Source organism: Pseudomonas sp. FP2309, assembly GCF_030687575.1.
In the GTDB taxonomy this organism is placed as follows: Bacteria; Pseudomonadota; Gammaproteobacteria; order Pseudomonadales; family Pseudomonadaceae; genus Aquipseudomonas.
The window spans coordinates 3,167,858-3,184,348 of record NZ_CP117439.1; the positions used below are offsets into that span (position 1 = coordinate 3,167,858).

General features: G+C 61.1%; 12 protein-coding genes. 9 read left to right on the plus strand and 3 right to left on the minus strand.

What is annotated here, in order from left to right:
- Positions 1-52 precede the first annotated feature (52 nt).
- Positions 53-1,330: a serine/threonine transporter gene (locus PSH59_RS14420; protein WP_305392995.1), complete on the minus strand. Its 1,278-nt coding sequence runs from the start codon at positions 1,328-1,330 to the stop codon at positions 53-55.
- 438 nt (positions 1,331-1,768) lie between these two features.
- Between PSH59_RS14420 and PSH59_RS14425 the strand changes: the two genes are divergently transcribed.
- The 6 genes from PSH59_RS14425 (at position 1,769) to PSH59_RS14450 (ending at position 7,356) form a co-directional block, all read left to right on the plus strand.
- Positions 1,769-2,281, plus strand: a complete 513-nt coding sequence (locus PSH59_RS14425; protein ID WP_305392996.1) for a DUF4822 domain-containing protein — start codon at positions 1,769-1,771, stop codon at positions 2,279-2,281.
- Between the two features lie 63 nt (positions 2,282-2,344).
- Positions 2,345-2,776, plus strand: a complete 432-nt coding sequence (locus PSH59_RS14430) for a hypothetical protein (RefSeq protein WP_305392997.1) — start codon at positions 2,345-2,347, stop codon at positions 2,774-2,776.
- A gap of 135 nt (positions 2,777-2,911) precedes the next feature.
- A complete protein-coding gene (locus tag PSH59_RS14435) occupies positions 2,912-3,865 on the plus strand; it encodes a 2-hydroxyacid dehydrogenase (RefSeq protein WP_305392998.1) in 954 nt (317 codons plus the stop codon).
- Positions 3,866-3,994: 129 nt separating this feature from the next.
- Complete coding sequence (locus PSH59_RS14440; RefSeq protein ID WP_248080727.1) at positions 3,995-5,062, plus strand: phosphotransferase family protein; 1,068 nt, start codon at positions 3,995-3,997, stop codon at positions 5,060-5,062.
- Between the two features lie 23 nt (positions 5,063-5,085).
- Positions 5,086-5,853: an SDR family oxidoreductase gene (locus PSH59_RS14445; protein WP_122488127.1), complete on the plus strand. Its 768-nt coding sequence runs from the start codon at positions 5,086-5,088 to the stop codon at positions 5,851-5,853.
- A 69-nt stretch (positions 5,854-5,922) separates the two neighbouring features.
- Complete coding sequence (locus PSH59_RS14450; protein WP_305392999.1) at positions 5,923-7,356, plus strand: PLP-dependent aminotransferase family protein; 1,434 nt, start codon at positions 5,923-5,925, stop codon at positions 7,354-7,356.
- A 96-nt stretch (positions 7,357-7,452) separates the two neighbouring features.
- Here the strand turns inward: PSH59_RS14450 and PSH59_RS14455 are convergent, their stop codons facing one another.
- Complete coding sequence (locus PSH59_RS14455; protein WP_305393000.1) at positions 7,453-8,082, minus strand: DNA-3-methyladenine glycosylase I; 630 nt, start codon at positions 8,080-8,082, stop codon at positions 7,453-7,455.
- A gap of 216 nt (positions 8,083-8,298) precedes the next feature.
- Between PSH59_RS14455 and PSH59_RS14460 the strand changes: the two genes are divergently transcribed.
- Genes PSH59_RS14460 through PSH59_RS14470 form a run of 3 tightly spaced genes read left to right on the plus strand, consistent with a single transcriptional unit; the run spans position 8,299 to position 11,081 of the window.
- Positions 8,299-9,624: a C4-dicarboxylate transporter DctA gene (locus PSH59_RS14460; protein WP_248081132.1), complete on the plus strand. Its 1,326-nt coding sequence runs from the start codon at positions 8,299-8,301 to the stop codon at positions 9,622-9,624.
- Positions 9,625-9,676: 52 nt separating this feature from the next.
- Positions 9,677-10,378 carry a FadR/GntR family transcriptional regulator gene (locus PSH59_RS14465; protein WP_305393001.1) on the plus strand — a complete coding sequence of 234 codons (702 nt, stop codon included), beginning with the start codon at positions 9,677-9,679 and terminating at the stop codon, positions 10,376-10,378.
- Positions 10,379-10,394: 16 nt separating this feature from the next.
- The gene (locus PSH59_RS14470; protein WP_305393002.1) at positions 10,395-11,081 is read left to right on the plus strand and encodes a GntR family transcriptional regulator; all 687 of its coding nucleotides are present in this window, start codon (positions 10,395-10,397) and stop codon (positions 11,079-11,081) included.
- 159 nt (positions 11,082-11,240) lie between these two features.
- Here PSH59_RS14470 and PSH59_RS14475 read toward each other — a convergent pair whose 3' ends face one another.
- Positions 11,241-16,109: an NAD-glutamate dehydrogenase gene (locus tag PSH59_RS14475; RefSeq protein ID WP_305393003.1), complete on the minus strand. Its 4,869-nt coding sequence runs from the start codon at positions 16,107-16,109 to the stop codon at positions 11,241-11,243.
- Positions 16,110-16,491: the final 382 nt, after the last annotated feature.

Sequence of the window (16,491 nt, forward strand, 5' to 3'; positions counted from 1 at the left end):
ACCACAAAACACATGCGCGAGCGCTTCACGGCCTGAAAGACCGTGCTGGGCATCAAGCAATAAACGAATACACCAAGGCCGTAATCGCCACCAGGCCTACCGCCGTGACAAACACGTTGGACGCCTGCCCACGGTACTTGGCCATGGCCGGCACCTTACGGATGGCGTACATCGGCATCAGGAACAGGATGGACGCGATGACCGGCCCGCCCAGGGTCTCGATCATGCCGAGAATGCTTGGGTTGAGCGTGGCGACGATCCAGCACACCACCAACATGAACGCCGCCGTCATGCGGTCCAGCGTCTTCGCCGCTGGGCGACGACCGCTCTTGAGCACCAACCCCTTAAGGCCTTCGCTGGCGCCTATGTAGTGGCCCAGGAACGACTTGGCAATCGCCACGAACGCAATCAATGGCGCAGCGAATGCGATGGTCGGGTTGTTGAAGTGGTTGGCCAGATACGACAGGATCGACAGATTCTGCGCCTTCGCTTCGGCCAGCTGTGCCGGCGACAGGGTCAGCACGCAGCTGAACACGAAGAACAGCACCATCACCACCATCAACAGGTGCGCGCGGGACAGGATCTGCGAGCTGCGCTCATCGGCGCGATCACCGTACTGGCGCTTCTGGTCTACCGCGAAGGCCGAAATGATCGGCGAGTGGTTGAACGAGAACACCATCACTGGAATCGCCAGCCACAACGTGTTGAGCAACGCGGACGGTGCCGGCACCACACTCGCGGTGCTGAGAATGCCGCCATTCCAATGCGGCACGAGGTACACGGCAAGAAACAGCAATGCGACGATAAACGGGTACACCATCAGGCTCATGGCCTTGACGATCACTTGCTCACCGCAGCGCACCACTGCCAACAGGCCCAGGATCAGCACGAAGGACAGGATTGCCCGCGGCGGCGGCAGGATATGCAACTGATGCTCCATGAAGCTGCCGACCGTGTTGGTCAACGCCACGCTGTAGATCAGCAGGATCGGAAAAATCGCAAAGAAGTAGAGCAACGTGATCAGCGCACCGGCTTTGATGCCGAAGTGTTCCTCGACGACGTCGGTGATGTCCGAGCCTGCACGGCCGGACAGCACGAAGCGGGTCAGGCCACGGTGCGCGAAAAAGGTCATCGGGAACGCCAGCAGCGCGAGGATCACCAGAGGCCAGAAACCACCCAGGCCCGCGTTGATCGGCAGAAACAAAGTACCGGCGCCAATGGCGGTGCCGAACAGACCGAGCATCCAGGTGGTGTCCTGGCGGCTCCAGCTTGAGAGGGGTGCAGGTGTCGTCTCATAGCGTTCGTCGACGCTATTGGCCTGATCATTCATCTGGTCGGATCTCCGCATTTGCACGGCCGGGACGAGTCAGAAAAACCTGACAGGCAGCGTCCCGACCATAGAAGGGGCCGGATTGTCCGGGATTCTCGTGAATAAGCAAAGACTTAGCTGAGGAACGGTGATGCGGTGCAGTGGTTTTTACAATCGACTCGACGCCTTCAAGGGGGCGTGCTTTTGGCTGCACATATACAAGAAAACATCTACAGACCTAATCACTTAAAGCGCACTTTCGGAAACCACCTACTTACACTTCAGACGTAATTATTATTTAAACCTTGTTTTGCAGAATCATTGTTACAGACCTGTTCACAGGCATTGAGCGCGTTTTTCATCACACTTATATTCCGTGCACTCTTTCTATGAGTAGCCGATCGATATTGATCAATTTTAAATAACAATAAGTGACCCACTTCAGGTCAGGATTTCCCCATGAAAACATACCGCGTTATGGCTGCACGCCTGTTTCTCGCCGCACTGCTCGTCCCCTCCATCACCCATGCACAATCGATACAGACCGAGCCTGATGTCCGCGCGTTCGCCTCATCGCCCCGCTGGCTGACAACCAAGGTCTACCTTGAAGGTGCCCCGGACATCGACGTCAAAGACAAATACCCCGGCGTAGTTGGCATCTCCATGTGGGACCCCGACCGCAATCGCTATGAGTTTTTCTACACGGACACAGGCCTATCGAAGTATGAGCACGGCGGCGGGGGCTACTTCATGGTCACCGGCGACGGGAAAACCCATATCCTCGTGCCCGACAAAGGCCCCAACCGCACGGTCGTGCGCCGCCTGGAGGCGCTGAATAACCAGGCGTTCACCTACTCCCGCGAAGTGCCCCGCGACATGATCGAAACCAATGCGCCCGTGCGTATCTACGTCGTTCATGCCCCCTATACAGGTACGGTTCAAACCACCCCTTCCAGTGCCTATGCGCAATAACAGCCAAGCCCGGCACACCCCTTGAAAACTTGCACCCCACTGTTCATCAACAGGTGACCACCTATGCACGCCTTGTTTAAATCCTGCGTACTTCCCACTGCCTTCCTCTGCGCCCTTATTACTGCCGGGGCCCACGCACAAGTCCAATCCCCCAGCCGCGTAACAGAACCGGCTATTACAACTGACAATGCCATCATGTTGACGGTTTTTCTCAAACACGACCAATCGCGCCCATTAAGCGAACTGCGGGCCCAACTCGATAAACAAGAGTTCTATAAAGTATTTCCGCCTGCCGGGGTCGAGGTGGTCAGTTGGAATATCACCATGGGTATCGGCCAGGTCGTGGTGCTGCGCTTTCCCGCTTCGCGCCTGTCGGCGGTGAATCTGGCCCTGGAGAACACCGCCTGGGGCGCTTACCGCACCGAGTTCTTCCCGACTTACGATTTCCGCGACATCGCCCAGGCGCAACAAGACAAGGCACGACAAACCCGCTGACGCCCAAATCCACGCACAGCGCCCGCCGCCCCGCGCGAGCGCTGGCGTGCCGGGCCGACTTCTTTCGCCTGCGGGCGCTTCTGCTTACAAAATCCCGCATAATCCAGGCATCGAAGCCCATAGCAAGAGCCGCCCATGCCCGCCACTGTTCTGGTCCTGGTTGAAACCATCAACGACTACCTGCCCATTATCGAGAGCAATGACTTTCACGTGATTCTGGCGCCCACGCCCCTCGAACGCGCCCAGGCCATCAAGGCCCACGGCGACCAGGTCCAGGCGGTGCTGACCCGTGGCCCGCTGGGCCTGTACGCCGAGGAAATCGCCGCCCTGCCGCTGCTGGAAATCATCTGCGTGATCGGCGCCGGCTATGAACATGTCGACCTGCAGGCCGCCAGCAATCGCGGGATCGTCGTCACCAACGGCGCCGGGGTAAATGCACCTTCGGTGGCCGACCACGCCATGGCGCTGCTGCTGTCTCTGGTGCGCGGCATCCCGCAGACCGACGCCGCCGTGCGCCGCAACGAATGGCCCAAGGTCATGCGCCCCTCGCTGGGTGGCAAGCAGCTGGGCATTCTCGGACTGGGTGCCGTGGGCCTGGAGATCGCCAGGCGCGCATCCCTGGGGTTCGGCATGCAAGTGAGCTATCACAATCGCCAGCCACGGGACGACGTGGACTACACCTACTGCGCCACCCCCGTGGAACTGGCGCGCACCTCGGACTTCCTGATCCTGGCCACCCCCGGCGGTGCCGGCACGCGCCACCTGATCGACCGCAACGCGCTCGACGCCCTGGGCCCCAATGGTTATCTGGTCAATATCGGCCGCGGCAGCGTGGTGGTCACTGCCGACTTGATTACTGCCCTTGAACAACGCCGCATCGGCGGCGCCGCCCTGGATGTGTTCGATGACGAGCCAGAGGTGCCCGACGCCCTTAAGCGCCTCGGCAATACCGTGCTCACCTCCCATGTCGCCGGCCTGTCGCCCGAGGCGGCTCATGACACCGTGCAACGGGTGGCCGACAACCTGGTGGAGCACTTCGCGGGGCGCCAGGTGCTCACGCCGGTGGCGTTGCCGCCGCCCGTAAAATGACCGATCAGGCACGCTGATTATCCTCCAACACGCTAACCTATTAAGCCGCCCCGACCTTGTCGCTGGGCGGCTGTGCGCATTAGATTAGGAAATAGTCCGAGGCCTCTAGAATAAGCAGAAGGGATAAGCATGGCGCTGAACGACCAATCGACCCAGATTCGCCCTGGCGAAGAACTTGATGCCAGCCTGATCGATCCCTACCTCAAGGCCCATATTCCAGGCCTGAGCGGCACCCCCACGATCAGCCAGTTTCCGGGAGGCGCGTCCAACCTGACCTACCTGCTGGAATACCCCGGCCAGGAATTCGTGCTGCGCCGCCCGCCCTTTGGCCACAAGGCCAAGTCCGCCCATGACATGGGCCGCGAATTCCGCATTCTTAACAGGCTTAAAGACGGTTTCCCGTATTGCCCCAAAGCCTATGTGCATTGCACCGACGAGTCGGTGATCGGCGCCGAGTTCTACGTGATGGAGCGCGTCAACGGCATCATCCTGCGCTCCGACCTGCCCGCCGAACTGGGGCTGGACGCCACGGCGACTCAGGCGCTGTGCAAAAGCTTTATCGACAAATTCGTCGAACTGCACCAGGTGGACTACACCGCCTGCGGTCTGGGCGACCTGGGCAAACCCGAAGGTTATGTGGCGCGCCAGATCCGCGGCTGGAGCGAGCGCTACGAAAAAGCCCTGACCCCCGACGCGCCCAAATGGGAAGCGGTAACCGCCTGGCTCAACGACAAGATGCCCGCCGACCACCCCACCTCGAGCATCGTGCACAACGACTACCGTTTCGATAACGTAATCCTCGACCCGCACAACCCGATGCAGATCATCGGCGTGCTCGACTGGGAACTGACCACCCTCGGCGACCCGCTGATGGACCTGGGCAACACCCTCGCCTACTGGATCGAAGCCGCCGACCCGGCACCGGTGCAATTGATGCGCCGCCAGCCGAGCAACGCCCCCGGCATGCTTACCCGTCGCCAGTTCGTCGACTACTACGCCGAACGCGCAGGCATCCAGATCGACAACTTCGACTTCTACTACACCTACGGCCTGTTCCGTCTGGCTGGCATCGTGCAGCAGATCTACTACCGCTTTTTCCATGGCCAGACCCAGGACAAACGCTTTGCGCAGTTCATTCAGATGAACAAACTGCTGGAGCAGATGAGCCTGAACGTCATTCGTCAATCAGCCCTCTGATCGCACAAAAACAAGGAACCCCCATGTCCAAGACTCATCTGTTCGACCTCGACGGCAAAATTGCGTTTGTGTCCGGCGCCAGCCGTGGCATCGGCGAGGCCATCGCCAAGTTGCTGGCCCAGCAAGGCGCCCACGTGATCGTATCCAGCCGCAAGCTCGAAGGCTGCCAGCACGTCGCCGACGCGATCATCGCCGACGGCGGCAAAGCCACGGCGGTGGCCTGTCACATCGGTGAGATGGAGCAGATCACTCAAGTGTTCGCCGGCATTCGCGAGCAGTTCGGTCGCCTGGATATCCTGGTCAACAACGCGGCCACCAACCCGCAGTTCTGCAACGTACTGGACACCGACCTGGGTGCGTTCCAGAAAACCGTTGACGTGAACATTCGCGGCTACTTCTTCATGTCGGTGGAAGCCGGCAAGCTGATGCGCGAAAACGGCGGCGGCAGCATCATCAACGTTGCGTCGATCAACGGCATCTCGCCGGGCGTGTTCCAGGGCATCTATTCGGTGACCAAGGCCGCCGTGATCAACATGACCAAGGTGTTCGCCAAGGAATGCGCCGAGTTCGGCATCCGTTGCAACGCCCTGCTGCCGGGCTTGACCGACACCAAGTTCGCCTCAGCCCTGGTAAAGAACGACGCCATCCTGAAAATGGCCCTGGCGCAGATCCCCCTCAAGCGCGTGGCCGACCCGAGCGAAATGGCGGGTGCGGTGCTGTTCCTGGCCAGTGACGCGTCCAGCTACACCACCGGCGTGTCGCTGAATGTGGACGGTGGTTTCCTGTCCTGACATCGCCTGGTTTGTTCAGATCGATTTGCGCGTAACCTTGGCGCAGATCGATCTGTCTCAGGATGAAACATGGAATTGCACATCGTCATCACCGGCCGCAAGGACCTCGCCGCCCAGCTTTATCAGCAATTGCGCGAAGCCATCGCCACCGGGCGACTGTGCGCAGGCGCACAACTGCCGCCAAGCCGCCTGCTCGCCGAGCAGTTGGGTATCTCACGCAAAACCGTTTCCGACACCTACGCCAACCTGACGTACGAAGGCCTGCTGGTCGGCAGGATCGGTCGGGGCACCTTCGTCAATGCGTGGGCACCGGCACCTGAGCGTGAACTCACCGCCACCGACCTGGCCTGCGCCGCCAACCTGGCCAAATGGCAGTCGCTGCCCACCCCCATGCGCCACCCCACCCACGACAGCCTCCTGCGTTACGAATTTATCGGCGGCGCCACCAGCCGCCAGCAGTTCCCCCAGGATGAATGGCGCCGCTGCACCCAGGATGCGCTGCGGCGCATTGCGCAGAACAGTGGCTTCTACAGCCAGCCCGAAGGCCTGCCGTCGCTACGAAGTGCGATTGCCGGGCATATTGCGTTTTCCCGTGGCGTCAAATGCGGCGATGACGACATCGTCGTGACTAACGGCGCGCAGCAGGCGCTCGACCTGCTCGCCCGCGTGGTACTGGAACCGGGCAGCATCGTCGCCATGGAAGACCCCGGCTACAGCCCCGCGCGTCAGCTGTTCATGGCCATGGCCGCCCGCGTCGCCGGCGTGCCGGTGGATGACCAGGGCATTGTGGTCGAGAAGATTCCCGACGGGACGCGGTTGATCTATGTGACGCCATCCCACCAATTCCCCCTCGGCATGCCCATGAGCCGGGCGCGTCGTGAAGCGTTGCTGGCGCGCGCGTTCGAATTGGGGGCGATCATTATCGAGGACGATTACGACAGCGAATTCCGCTACGAAGGTCGCCCCACCGACTCGCTGCAAAGTATGGACACCCGTGGCGTGGTCACCTACGTCGGCACCTTCTCCAAAACCCTGCTGCCCGAGCTGCGCCTGGGCTACCTGGTGCTGCCGCCGGCGATCCACGGCGCGCTGATCAAAGCCAAGCAACTGACCGACCAGCACAGCTCCACGCTGGCGCAATGGGCGCTAGCCAAGTTCATCAGCGAAGGCTATCTGCTCAAGCATATTCGGCGCTGCCATACGGTGTATGCCGGGCGCCGTGAACGCATCCTGCAACGCCTGGCCGGGGATCTGTCGCCGTGGTTCGAGGCCGTGCCCAGCGTGGCCGGGTTCCATCTGGCCGCGCTGTGCACGGTGCCGGTGGATATTCCACAGTTGGTGGCATTGGCGCGCCAGGCGCAGGTAGGGTTGTATCCGCTGGAAGTGTTCTTCCACGACGCCCCCGTGCGTGCGGGGCTGATTATCGGTTTTGGCGCCATCGAAACCCTGGACATCGACCCGGCGCTGGACAAGGTGCGCAGCATTCTTCAGCAGATTGCCTAAGGGGCTTTGCGGCAGTTTGGTCGTTAGTGCTGACGCCCCTGTCGCAGTAAATCGCCCCAACGGCGGGCACAGGTTTGACCGCGTCCAGCCAGGCATTCAGGGGCGTTTGAACTCGCGCCGCAGCGCTTCAATGCGCTGACGGCACAAGCAGCCTTCAAGATGGTCGTTGACCATCCCCATCGCCTGCATCAACGCATACATCGTGGTCGGCCCCACGAACGTCCAGCCACGCTTTTTCAAGGCCTTGGACAACCTTACCGAGGCCGGCGAGGTGGGATTGCCCGACCAATAAGCCAGGTCCACCACGGCCGGACGCTCTTGCGGGCCGGGTTCAAACGTCCATAGCCACCTCGCCAGCGAGCCGGTTTCATCCACCAGCTCACAGGCCCTGCGCGCATTGTTGATGGCAGAAACAATCTTGGCCCGATTACGCACAATGCCCGCATCCTGCATCAAGCGTTCGATATCTGCCTCGCCGTACTGCGCCACCCGGCGAAAATCAAAGCCGTCGAACGCCTGCCGGAAGTGCTCACGCTTGCGCAGAATGGTGATCCACGCCATGCCCGCCTGGAAGCCTTCCAGACAAATCTTCTCGTACAGCTGGATATCAACCGCCACCGGCACGCCCCACTCATGGTCGTGGTAATGCGGATACTCCGCTGCCGACGTGCGCCACGCGCAATGGGTGCGTCCGGCCGGGTCGGTAATCAGTCCTGATGCGTCCATCCATCACCTCATGTGCCGAAAACGGATCATAAGCGAAAAATTTCGCACCCCGCCAATGGCTCAAGCCTGACCCTGAGCGACCAACTGGTCAGACCGGAACCCGTCATTCGACGAATAATGACTTGTTATTTCAAAAATACTTGGCCTAGACTGGCGACGCACTGGACTTACCGGTATGACCACAACAATTAAGCCCTGGAACCACCAGGGCACCGAATAGAGATCCCTCCCATGCTCAGATGGTGCTCGCGTTCGATTTTCCTGCAAGTCGTGATTGGTCTGATGCTCGGCATCGCCTGCGGCCTGGCCCTTCCCGAATTCTCTTCGCAACTCAAACCCCTGGGTGACGGCTTTATCAAGCTGATCAAAATGCTGATTGGCCTGATCGTGTTCTGCGTGGTGGTCAGCGGTATTTCCGGCGCCGGCGACCTGAAGAAAGTCGGGCGTATCGGCCTCAAGTCAGTGATCTACTTTGAGGTACTCACCACCATCGCCCTGGTGATCGGCCTGGTTCTGGCGTTCAGCACCGGCATCGGCCAAGGCGCCAACATCCACCTGGAGCAACTGTCCTCCGCCGGCCTCAATGAACTGGCCGACAAAGGTCAGCACATCAAAGGCACCAGTCAATTCCTGATGGACCTGATCCCCAACTCGGTGATCGGCGCATTTGCCGAGAACAACGTGCTGCAAGTGCTGCTGTTCTCCGTACTGTTCGGCAGCGCGCTGAACCTGGTGGGCGAAGCGGCTTCCGGCATCACTCGGCTGATCAACGAGCTGAGCCACGTCATTTTCCGCATCATGGGCATGATCGTGCGTCTGGCGCCGATCGGCGTGTTCGGCGCCATCGCCTTCACCACCAGCACCTACGGGCTGGATTCGCTGCAACACTTGGGCAGCCTGGTGGGCTTGTTCTACTTGACCTGCCTGGCGTTCGTCGCACTGATCCTCGGCGCGGTGATGCGCCTGTCAGGGCTGCGCATGCTGCCGCTGCTCAAGTACCTGCGTGAAGAACTGCTGATCGTCATGGGCACTGCCTCCTCCGATGCCGTGCTGCCGCAGGTCATGCGCAAACTCGAACACCTGGGCATCGGCAGCTCCACCGTGGGCCTGGTGATTCCAACGGGGTATTCGTTCAACCTCGACGGTTTCTCGATCTACCTGACCCTGGCTATCGTGTTTATCGCCAACGCCACCGGCACGCCGTTGTCGATGACCGACTTGCTGACCATCCTGCTGGTCTCGCTGATCACCTCCAAAGGCGCCCATGGCATTCCGGGCTCCGCGCTGGTGATTCTGGCGGCAACGCTCACCGCCATTCCGGCGATTCCAGTGGTGGGCCTGGTGCTGGTACTGGCGGTGGACTGGTTCATGGGCATCGGCCGCGCATTGACCAACCTGATCGGCAACTGCGTCGCTACCGTAGCCATCGCCCGCTGGGAAAAGGACATCGACATCCAGCGCGCCAACAAGGTGCTCGACGGCCAGCAAGGGTACGCCTTCCAGGCCAAGAAGCCGGTACTGCCGGCGCATCAGGAGTTTTGACAGTACAGGGCCGGGAAGCCGGCCCCTCATTCATTTTTAAGGAGCGTACGACGTGATCAGCACCTCAACCGTCGTCAATTCAGTCGTAGAAAAACTGCGCGCCGCCCTGGCGCGGGGCCAGTGGCGCCGCGGCGAGATGCTCCCCGGCCAGCGCGAACTGGCCGAACAGATGGGTATCAGCCGCCCCAGCCTGCGCGAGGCGGTGATCGTGCTGGAAACCCTCGGACTGGTGCGTTCAATGCCCGGCAAAGGCGTGGTGGTGCTGGAAACCAGCGTCAGCGAACCACAGTCAAGCGACGCGGTGGCCGACGCCAGCCTCGAAGACATCCTGCAACTGCGCTACACCCTGGAGCCGTTCATTGTTGGCCTGGTGGCCCAGTCCATCAGCAGCAAGGAAGTCGGGCAACTGCGCCTGACCCTGATGGACATGCGCGAAGCCCTCGACGCAGGTGACGCCGAAGCGGGCATGAACGCCTACCTCGGCTTCCACGAAGAACTGTTCGCCCTCACCTCCAACCCGATCTTCCAGAACGTGGTGCAGCAGACCAGCAACGCGCTCAAGCAAAGCGCCCAAGTGCTGCGCAACTCCCCCGAGCACCTGGCCGAACGCCTTCAGGAAAACGAAGCGGTGGTGCGCGCCATCCGCAACAAGAACAGCGCCCTGGCCAGTGCCGAGATGCGTCGGCACATCCTTCAGGAAGGCCTGCGCATGGGCATCGCCCTGAACATCCCGGATGACCATCTGGGCAGCTGACTTTATGGAGACGACCATGACCGCCCACGCCCTGCAACGCGAGCCGCTCCTCCCCGCCCTGCGCCTGGTGGCCGGTAAAAAGCCTTCGGTGGATGACATCTATCCACGGCTGTTCGACGCAATCCTCGAGCAGCGCATCGCGCCCGCCAGCCGCTTTACCGAGGAAAGCCTGGGTGAAAGCTTTGGTGTGAGTCGCAGCGTGATCCGCCGGGTGCTGGCCAAGCTGTCCCATCAGCAGGTAATCATCCTGCGCCCCAACCAGCGCGCCCAAGTGGCGGCGCCGGATGCCCAGCAGGCGCGGCAGATCCTCGAAGCGCGGCGCATGACCGAAATCACCGTGGTGAAACTGGCGTGTGCCCAGGCCACGTCCGCACAGATACGCCAACTGCGCGAGTTGATCGCCCGCGAACGCGACTGCATAGAGCGCGACCAACGTGGACCGGCGATTCGCTTGTCGGGGGAGTTTCACCTGCAACTGGCGGTGATGGCGGGGAACGGTCCGTTGGCGCAGTTCCTCAACAGCCTCGTGCCGTTGACGTCGCTGATTATCGCGCAACTGGAAGCCAGGGCCTGCACGTATTGCGCGTGGCAGGAGCACGTGGCGATTGTGGATGCGATTGAGCACCGGGACTCGAACACCGCGGTGACACTGATGACCCAGCACCTGGATCACCTGGAAAGCAAATTACTCAAGCGCCACTGAACCGGAGCGAGAAAGCCCTCCCCAGATCCACCCTTATTTGATTGCGGGTGTTCCAACAAAAAACACCCCGTGAAAGCGTAGCCCTCACAGGGTGTTGGGGGTGACCCTCTCATTAGCCCCCGTATCTGAGGATACGGGGGCTTTTGTGTTACCGCCTGATCAAGCCGGTTGCAGCACCGACTGACCGCTCAACGCCAGGTCGAGCAATTCACGGTTGGCCACTGCATACATGGCGTAGTCCGTGCCGACCGCAGCACGAATTTCCACCATCATTGCGCGCCAGCGATCAGCCATGTCCTGGTGCTGCTCAAGCCACAGTGCCACACGGGCTTCCATGTCTTGTGGCGCGTCGGCCATTTGCAGAACAGCAATGGTGATCGCCCGTTGCTGCCAGTCCACATCGTCGCGGAACGCTTCGCGGGCCTGGGCCTGCCAGTTGTTGGCCACCGGCAGATCGCTGATCTGCTGCAGGTACCATGGCAAGTCCAGCGCGCTGCCGACGGCGAAGTAAGCCTTGGCCACTTCGGCGGCGTCATGCCCGGTGACGTCAGCGGCTTCGATGATCGGCAGCAAGGTGTACAGGTGCGTAGTGCCCGCCACCATACGGGCCAACAACTCAGGTACGCCGGCTTCGGTGTAAGCCTGGTAACGGGTCTGCCAGCCTTCGCGGGTCGGCCCTTCCAGCAGTTCGTCGAGCTTGAGGCCCAGCGCAGCCAGGTGCGGACCGAAGTGCGCGGTATCGCGCCCGGCGTCCTGCTCATTGCGGCGGCTGCGCAGGAACCAGCGCGTAGCACGACGCCCCAGGCGCATCAGCTCGTCCATCAGCTCCAGTTGCACCTCGGCAGACACCTGGTGGTCCAGGGCTTCGATCTGACGGAACCAGTGCGGGAGGTGGAAGATGTCACGCACGATCACATACGCACCCGCCACGTTCGCCGGGCTCATGCCGGTCGACTCTTTGAGGCGTTGAACGAAGGTGATGCCCATGTGGTTGACCAGATCGTTGGCGATCTGGGTGCTGACGATCTCGCGCTTGAGACGGTGGCGACGCATGGCCTCGGAGAACTTGGCCACCAGGCTTGGCGGGAACGCGGTCTCCATGTCGCGGGTCAGGTACTCGTCATCCGGCACCTGGGACTTGAGCAAGGCTTCCTTGAGGTCGATTTTGCTGTAGGAGATCAACACCGACAGCTCCGGACGCGTCAGGCCCTTGCCGTTCGAAGCGCGCTCGGTGAGCTGCTCCTCGGTCGGCAGGTACTCGATGGCGCGGTCCAGCTTGCCACGGCCTTCCAGGTCGCTCATCAGGCGCTTGTACTCGGCGGCGCGCTCGTAAGCCTTGCGCGCAGCCAGGGACAACGCCTGGGTTTGCTTGTAGTTGTTGCCCAACACCAGGCTGCCGACTTCGTCGGTCATGCTCGCCAGCAACTGGTTGCGTTGCTTGTCGGTCATGTCACCGGCCTGTACCACTTCGTTGAGCAGGATCTTGATGTTCACTTCGTGGTCGGAGCAGTCCACACCACCGGCGTTGTCGATAAAGTCGGTGTTGGAACCGCCGCCATTGAGGCCGAATTCCACACGACCCAGTTGGGTCATGCCCAGGTTACCGCCCTCACCCACCACTTTGCAGCGCAGCTCGTTGCCATTGACGCGCAAGGCGTCGTTGGCCTTGTCGCCCACGTCGGCATGGCTTTCGGTGCTGGCCTTGACATAGGTGCCGATCCCGCCGTTCCACAACAGGTCCACCGGCGCCTTGAGCAAGGCATTGAGCAGTTCGGTCGGGGTCAGCTTGTCGGCCTGGATGTCGAAGCGCTCTTTCATCTGCGGCGAGATGGCAATGCTTTTCGCGCTGCGCGAGAAAATACCGCCGCCCTCGGACATGATGCTGGTGTCGTAATCGCTCCAGGCCGAACGCGGCAGCTCGAACATGCGCTGACGCTCAACGAAGCTGGTCGCCGGGTTCGGGTTCGGGTCGATGAAGATATGCAAGTGGTTGAAGGCCGCGACCAGTTGCAGCTTGTCCGACATCAACAGGCCGTTACCGAACACGTCACCGGCCATATCGCCGACGCCCACCACGGTGATGCTGTCTTCCTGCACATTGATGCCGCGCTCACGGAAATGGCGCTGCACACCCACCCACGCGCCCTTGGCGGTGATGCCCATTTTCTTGTGGTCGTAACCGGCCGAACCACCGGAGGCAAACGCGTCGCCCAGCCAGAAGCCGTAGTCGATGGCGATGCCGTTGGCGATGTCGGAGAAGGTTGCGGTGCCCTTGTCCGCTGCGACTACCAGGTACGGGTCATCGTCGTCATGGCGCACGACGTTGGCCGGAGGCACCAGGGCGCCGTCCTTGAGGTTGTCGGTGATGTCCAGCAGGCCGGAAATGAAGATGCGGTAGCAGGCGATGCCTTCGGCCGCGATCTCGTCCCGGGTACCGCCCAACGGCAGGCGACGCGGCAGGAAACCGCCTTTGGCGCCCACCGGCACGATCACCGAGTTCTTCACCTGCTGGGCTTTTACCAGGCCCAGCACTTCGGTACGGAAGTCTTCTTCACGGTCGGACCAGCGCAGGCCACCGCGCGCAACATTGCCGAAGCGCAGGTGCACACCCTCAACCCGTGGCGAGTAGACGAAGATTTCAAACTTCGGCACCGGCTTGGGCAGCTCGGGAATGGCACGTGGGTCGAACTTGAAGCTGAAGTAGGACTTGTTCTGGCCGTTGGCGTCGGTCTGGTAGAAGTTGGTGCGCAGGGTAGCCTTGATCAGGTCCAGGTAGCGACGCAGGATGCGGTCTTCGTTGAGCACCTGAACATCGTCCAGGGCGCTGAGGATCGCTTGTTCCAGGCGCTGCTGCTTGTCGTCCAGATCGTCGGCGGTGAGCTTGCGCGCCAGGTAGAAGCGGGTCTTGAACAACCGGGTCAACTCGCGGGCGATGTCGGTGTGGTTGTTCAGGGTGCTGGCGATATAACCCAGGTCGAAGCCCAGGCGGATCTGTTTCAGGTAACGGGCGTAGGCACGCAGCAACGCCACGTCGCGCCATGGCAGGCCGGCGGTCAGCACCAGGCGGTTGAACGCATCGTTCTCGGCATCGCCATGCACAATGTGCACGAACGCATCCTGCAGGGTGTCGTTGAGCTGCTGGATATCCAGGTTCACGCCTTCGGCGGCGATGAACGCAAAGTCATGGATCCAGAACTCACGGCCATTGGCATGACGCAGGCGATAGGGGAATTCACCCAGCACGCGCAGGCCGAGGTTTTCCAGGATCGGCAGCACATCGGACAGCGCCAGTGGGGTGTCGGCGTGGTAGAGCTTGCAATGCAGCTCACGCTGGCCGGAAACCTGGCCCAGCGGCTGATAGAAGCTCATCACCAGCGGGTTGGCTTCGGTCAGGCTGAGCAGGTGCTGCATGTCGACCACGGCCGAATGCGCGGCGAAACGCTCGCGGTAACCGGCCGGGAAGCCTTTCGGGAAGTCCGCCAGCACGTTGGTGCCCTGGGCTTCGCCGAAGCTTTCCACCACCAGGCTGGAGTAGTCGTCCTGCCAGCTGCGGCAGGCCTGCACCACTTCTTTTTCCAGTTGCAGCGTGTCGATGTCGAGGCGGTTCTTCGGGTCTACCCGCAGAATCAGTTGGACACGGGCCAGTACCGATTCGGAGAAGAACGTCCAGAATTCGCAGTCCGATGCTTTCAAACGATCCATCAGCACTTGCTGGATCTTCTGGCGCACTTCGGTGGAGTAGATATCGCGCGGCACATAGGCCAGGCAGTAGCAGAAACGGCCGTACGGGTCTTTGCGCAGGAACACGCGGATCTTGTTGCGTTCCTGGATCTGCACGATGGACATCACGGTGCTGAACAGCTCGTCGACCGGGGTCTGGAACAGGTCATCGCGGGGCAGCACTTCAACGACCTGCGCCAGCTCCTTGCCCAGGTGCGCCTTGGCCTGAAAGCCCGAACGGCGCTCAATCTCGGCGACTTTGCGGCGGATATAGGGGATGACCCGCACGCTTTCGCCATACACCGACGAGGTGTACAGGCCCATGAAGCGGTGTTCCTTGATCACCTTGCCGTCGGCATCGATCTCGCGGATCGACACGTAGTCCGGGTAGGCCGGACGGTGCACGCGGCTTGGGTGCGCGGCCTTGGCGAACGACAGCACGGTCGGTTCACGCAGGTACGCCACGGCGTAGTCTTCGATGCGCAGGTCGTCGGCGGTCAGGCCGGCGCGCAGCAGTTTGGTCAGACCGAGGAAGGAGCTGGCGTCATATTCGATATGACCGCCGTCCGCCTCGTCACGTACCACGAATTCTTCATAGCCCAGGAAGGTGAAGTGGTTGCCCACCAACCATTCCAGGAAGTTCTTGATCTCGGCTTTTTCTTCGCCATCGATCTCGAACCGGCTGGCGTCGAGACCGGCCAGCAGGTCCTGGACCTTGGCTTTCATTGGCTCGAAATCGGCCACGGCCACGCGCACTTCGCCCAATACCTGCTCGAGTTCTTTGCTCAGCACGCTCAGCTCGGCGGCGTTGGCGCAGCGGTCGATCTCCAGGTACATCAGCGATTCTTGCCCGATGCATTCGCCCTGGGTGCCTTTTGGCAGGATTTCCAGCAGCTCGCCTTTGTTGCCGCGACGCACGCTGAGCACGGTGGTCTGCAAGGTGTGGATGCTGTAGCCGCGACGGTTCAGCTCGGTACGCACCGAGTCCACCAGGAACGGCAGGTCATGGTGCAGCACTTCGACCGCGGTGTGGGTCGACTGCCAGCCATGACGTTCGTAATCGGGGTTGTAGACCCGCACTTGCGGTTGGGTGTGATCGAAGCGCTCAAGCAAACGCCAGGCAGACAGGGTGCAACCGGCCAGGTCGGAAAGGCGACGCTGGGTCAGTTCGTCCAGGGAAATGATGCCGAAGAATTGTTCAGCGAACAGCGCCACTTGTGGCAGTGCCTGTTCACTGATGTGCTGCGCCAGTGCCGCTTGCAGTTGATGCTGGAAGTCGGCCTTGCTGGCTGCGGTGAAGAACGCCATCTGTGGTACTCCGCTTGGGCTTGTTATTGATGGAAGCGTCGCGTGTTATCCCCTTGCGGGGAGACCGTCAGCGCTGATCGCTGGTAACGAGTTAAGCACCATAAACGAATCAGGGTGACAGGTGGGTGAAGCTGGACAGGACAGTCAGGTCACATACAACTTCCATAAGATGCGCATCCAGCCGGGTGACGGTACGACGGGCAGGTCAGACGCCTGGCCAATGCACATCCGTTGCGCAGCTTAGCGAGTGTAGGAAGACCACTCTTGCAGCGCTGCGACATATTCGGTCATCGGTAAGCAGGGTCCAGGTTGCGACGGGTGCAACCCTGGTTTTGCGGCGCCGAAACAGGCGATTTTCACCGCTCTGAGTACTGAAAATGAC

Excerpts from the sequence above, each read along its gene's own strand:
- PSH59_RS14450 (WP_305392999.1), top strand. The coding sequence starts at position 5,923 with ATGGAATTGCACATCGTCATCACCGGCCGCAAGGACCTCGCCGCCCAG.
- PSH59_RS14470 (WP_305393002.1), top strand. The coding sequence starts at position 10,395 with ATGACCGCCCACGCCCTGCAACGCGAGCCGCTCCTCCCCGCCCTGCGC.
- PSH59_RS14430 (WP_305392997.1), top strand. The coding sequence starts at position 2,345 with ATGCACGCCTTGTTTAAATCCTGCGTACTTCCCACTGCCTTCCTCTGC.
- PSH59_RS14455 (WP_305393000.1), bottom strand. The coding sequence starts at position 8,082 with ATGGACGCATCAGGACTGATTACCGACCCGGCCGGACGCACCCATTGC.
- PSH59_RS14425 (WP_305392996.1), top strand. The coding sequence starts at position 1,769 with ATGAAAACATACCGCGTTATGGCTGCACGCCTGTTTCTCGCCGCACTG.
- PSH59_RS14440 (WP_248080727.1), top strand. The coding sequence starts at position 3,995 with ATGGCGCTGAACGACCAATCGACCCAGATTCGCCCTGGCGAAGAACTT.
- PSH59_RS14420 (WP_305392995.1), bottom strand. The coding sequence starts at position 1,330 with ATGAATGATCAGGCCAATAGCGTCGACGAACGCTATGAGACGACACCT.
- PSH59_RS14445 (WP_122488127.1), top strand. The coding sequence starts at position 5,086 with ATGTCCAAGACTCATCTGTTCGACCTCGACGGCAAAATTGCGTTTGTG.
- PSH59_RS14435 (WP_305392998.1), top strand. The coding sequence starts at position 2,912 with ATGCCCGCCACTGTTCTGGTCCTGGTTGAAACCATCAACGACTACCTG.
- PSH59_RS14475 (WP_305393003.1), bottom strand. The coding sequence starts at position 16,109 with ATGGCGTTCTTCACCGCAGCCAGCAAGGCCGACTTCCAGCATCAACTG.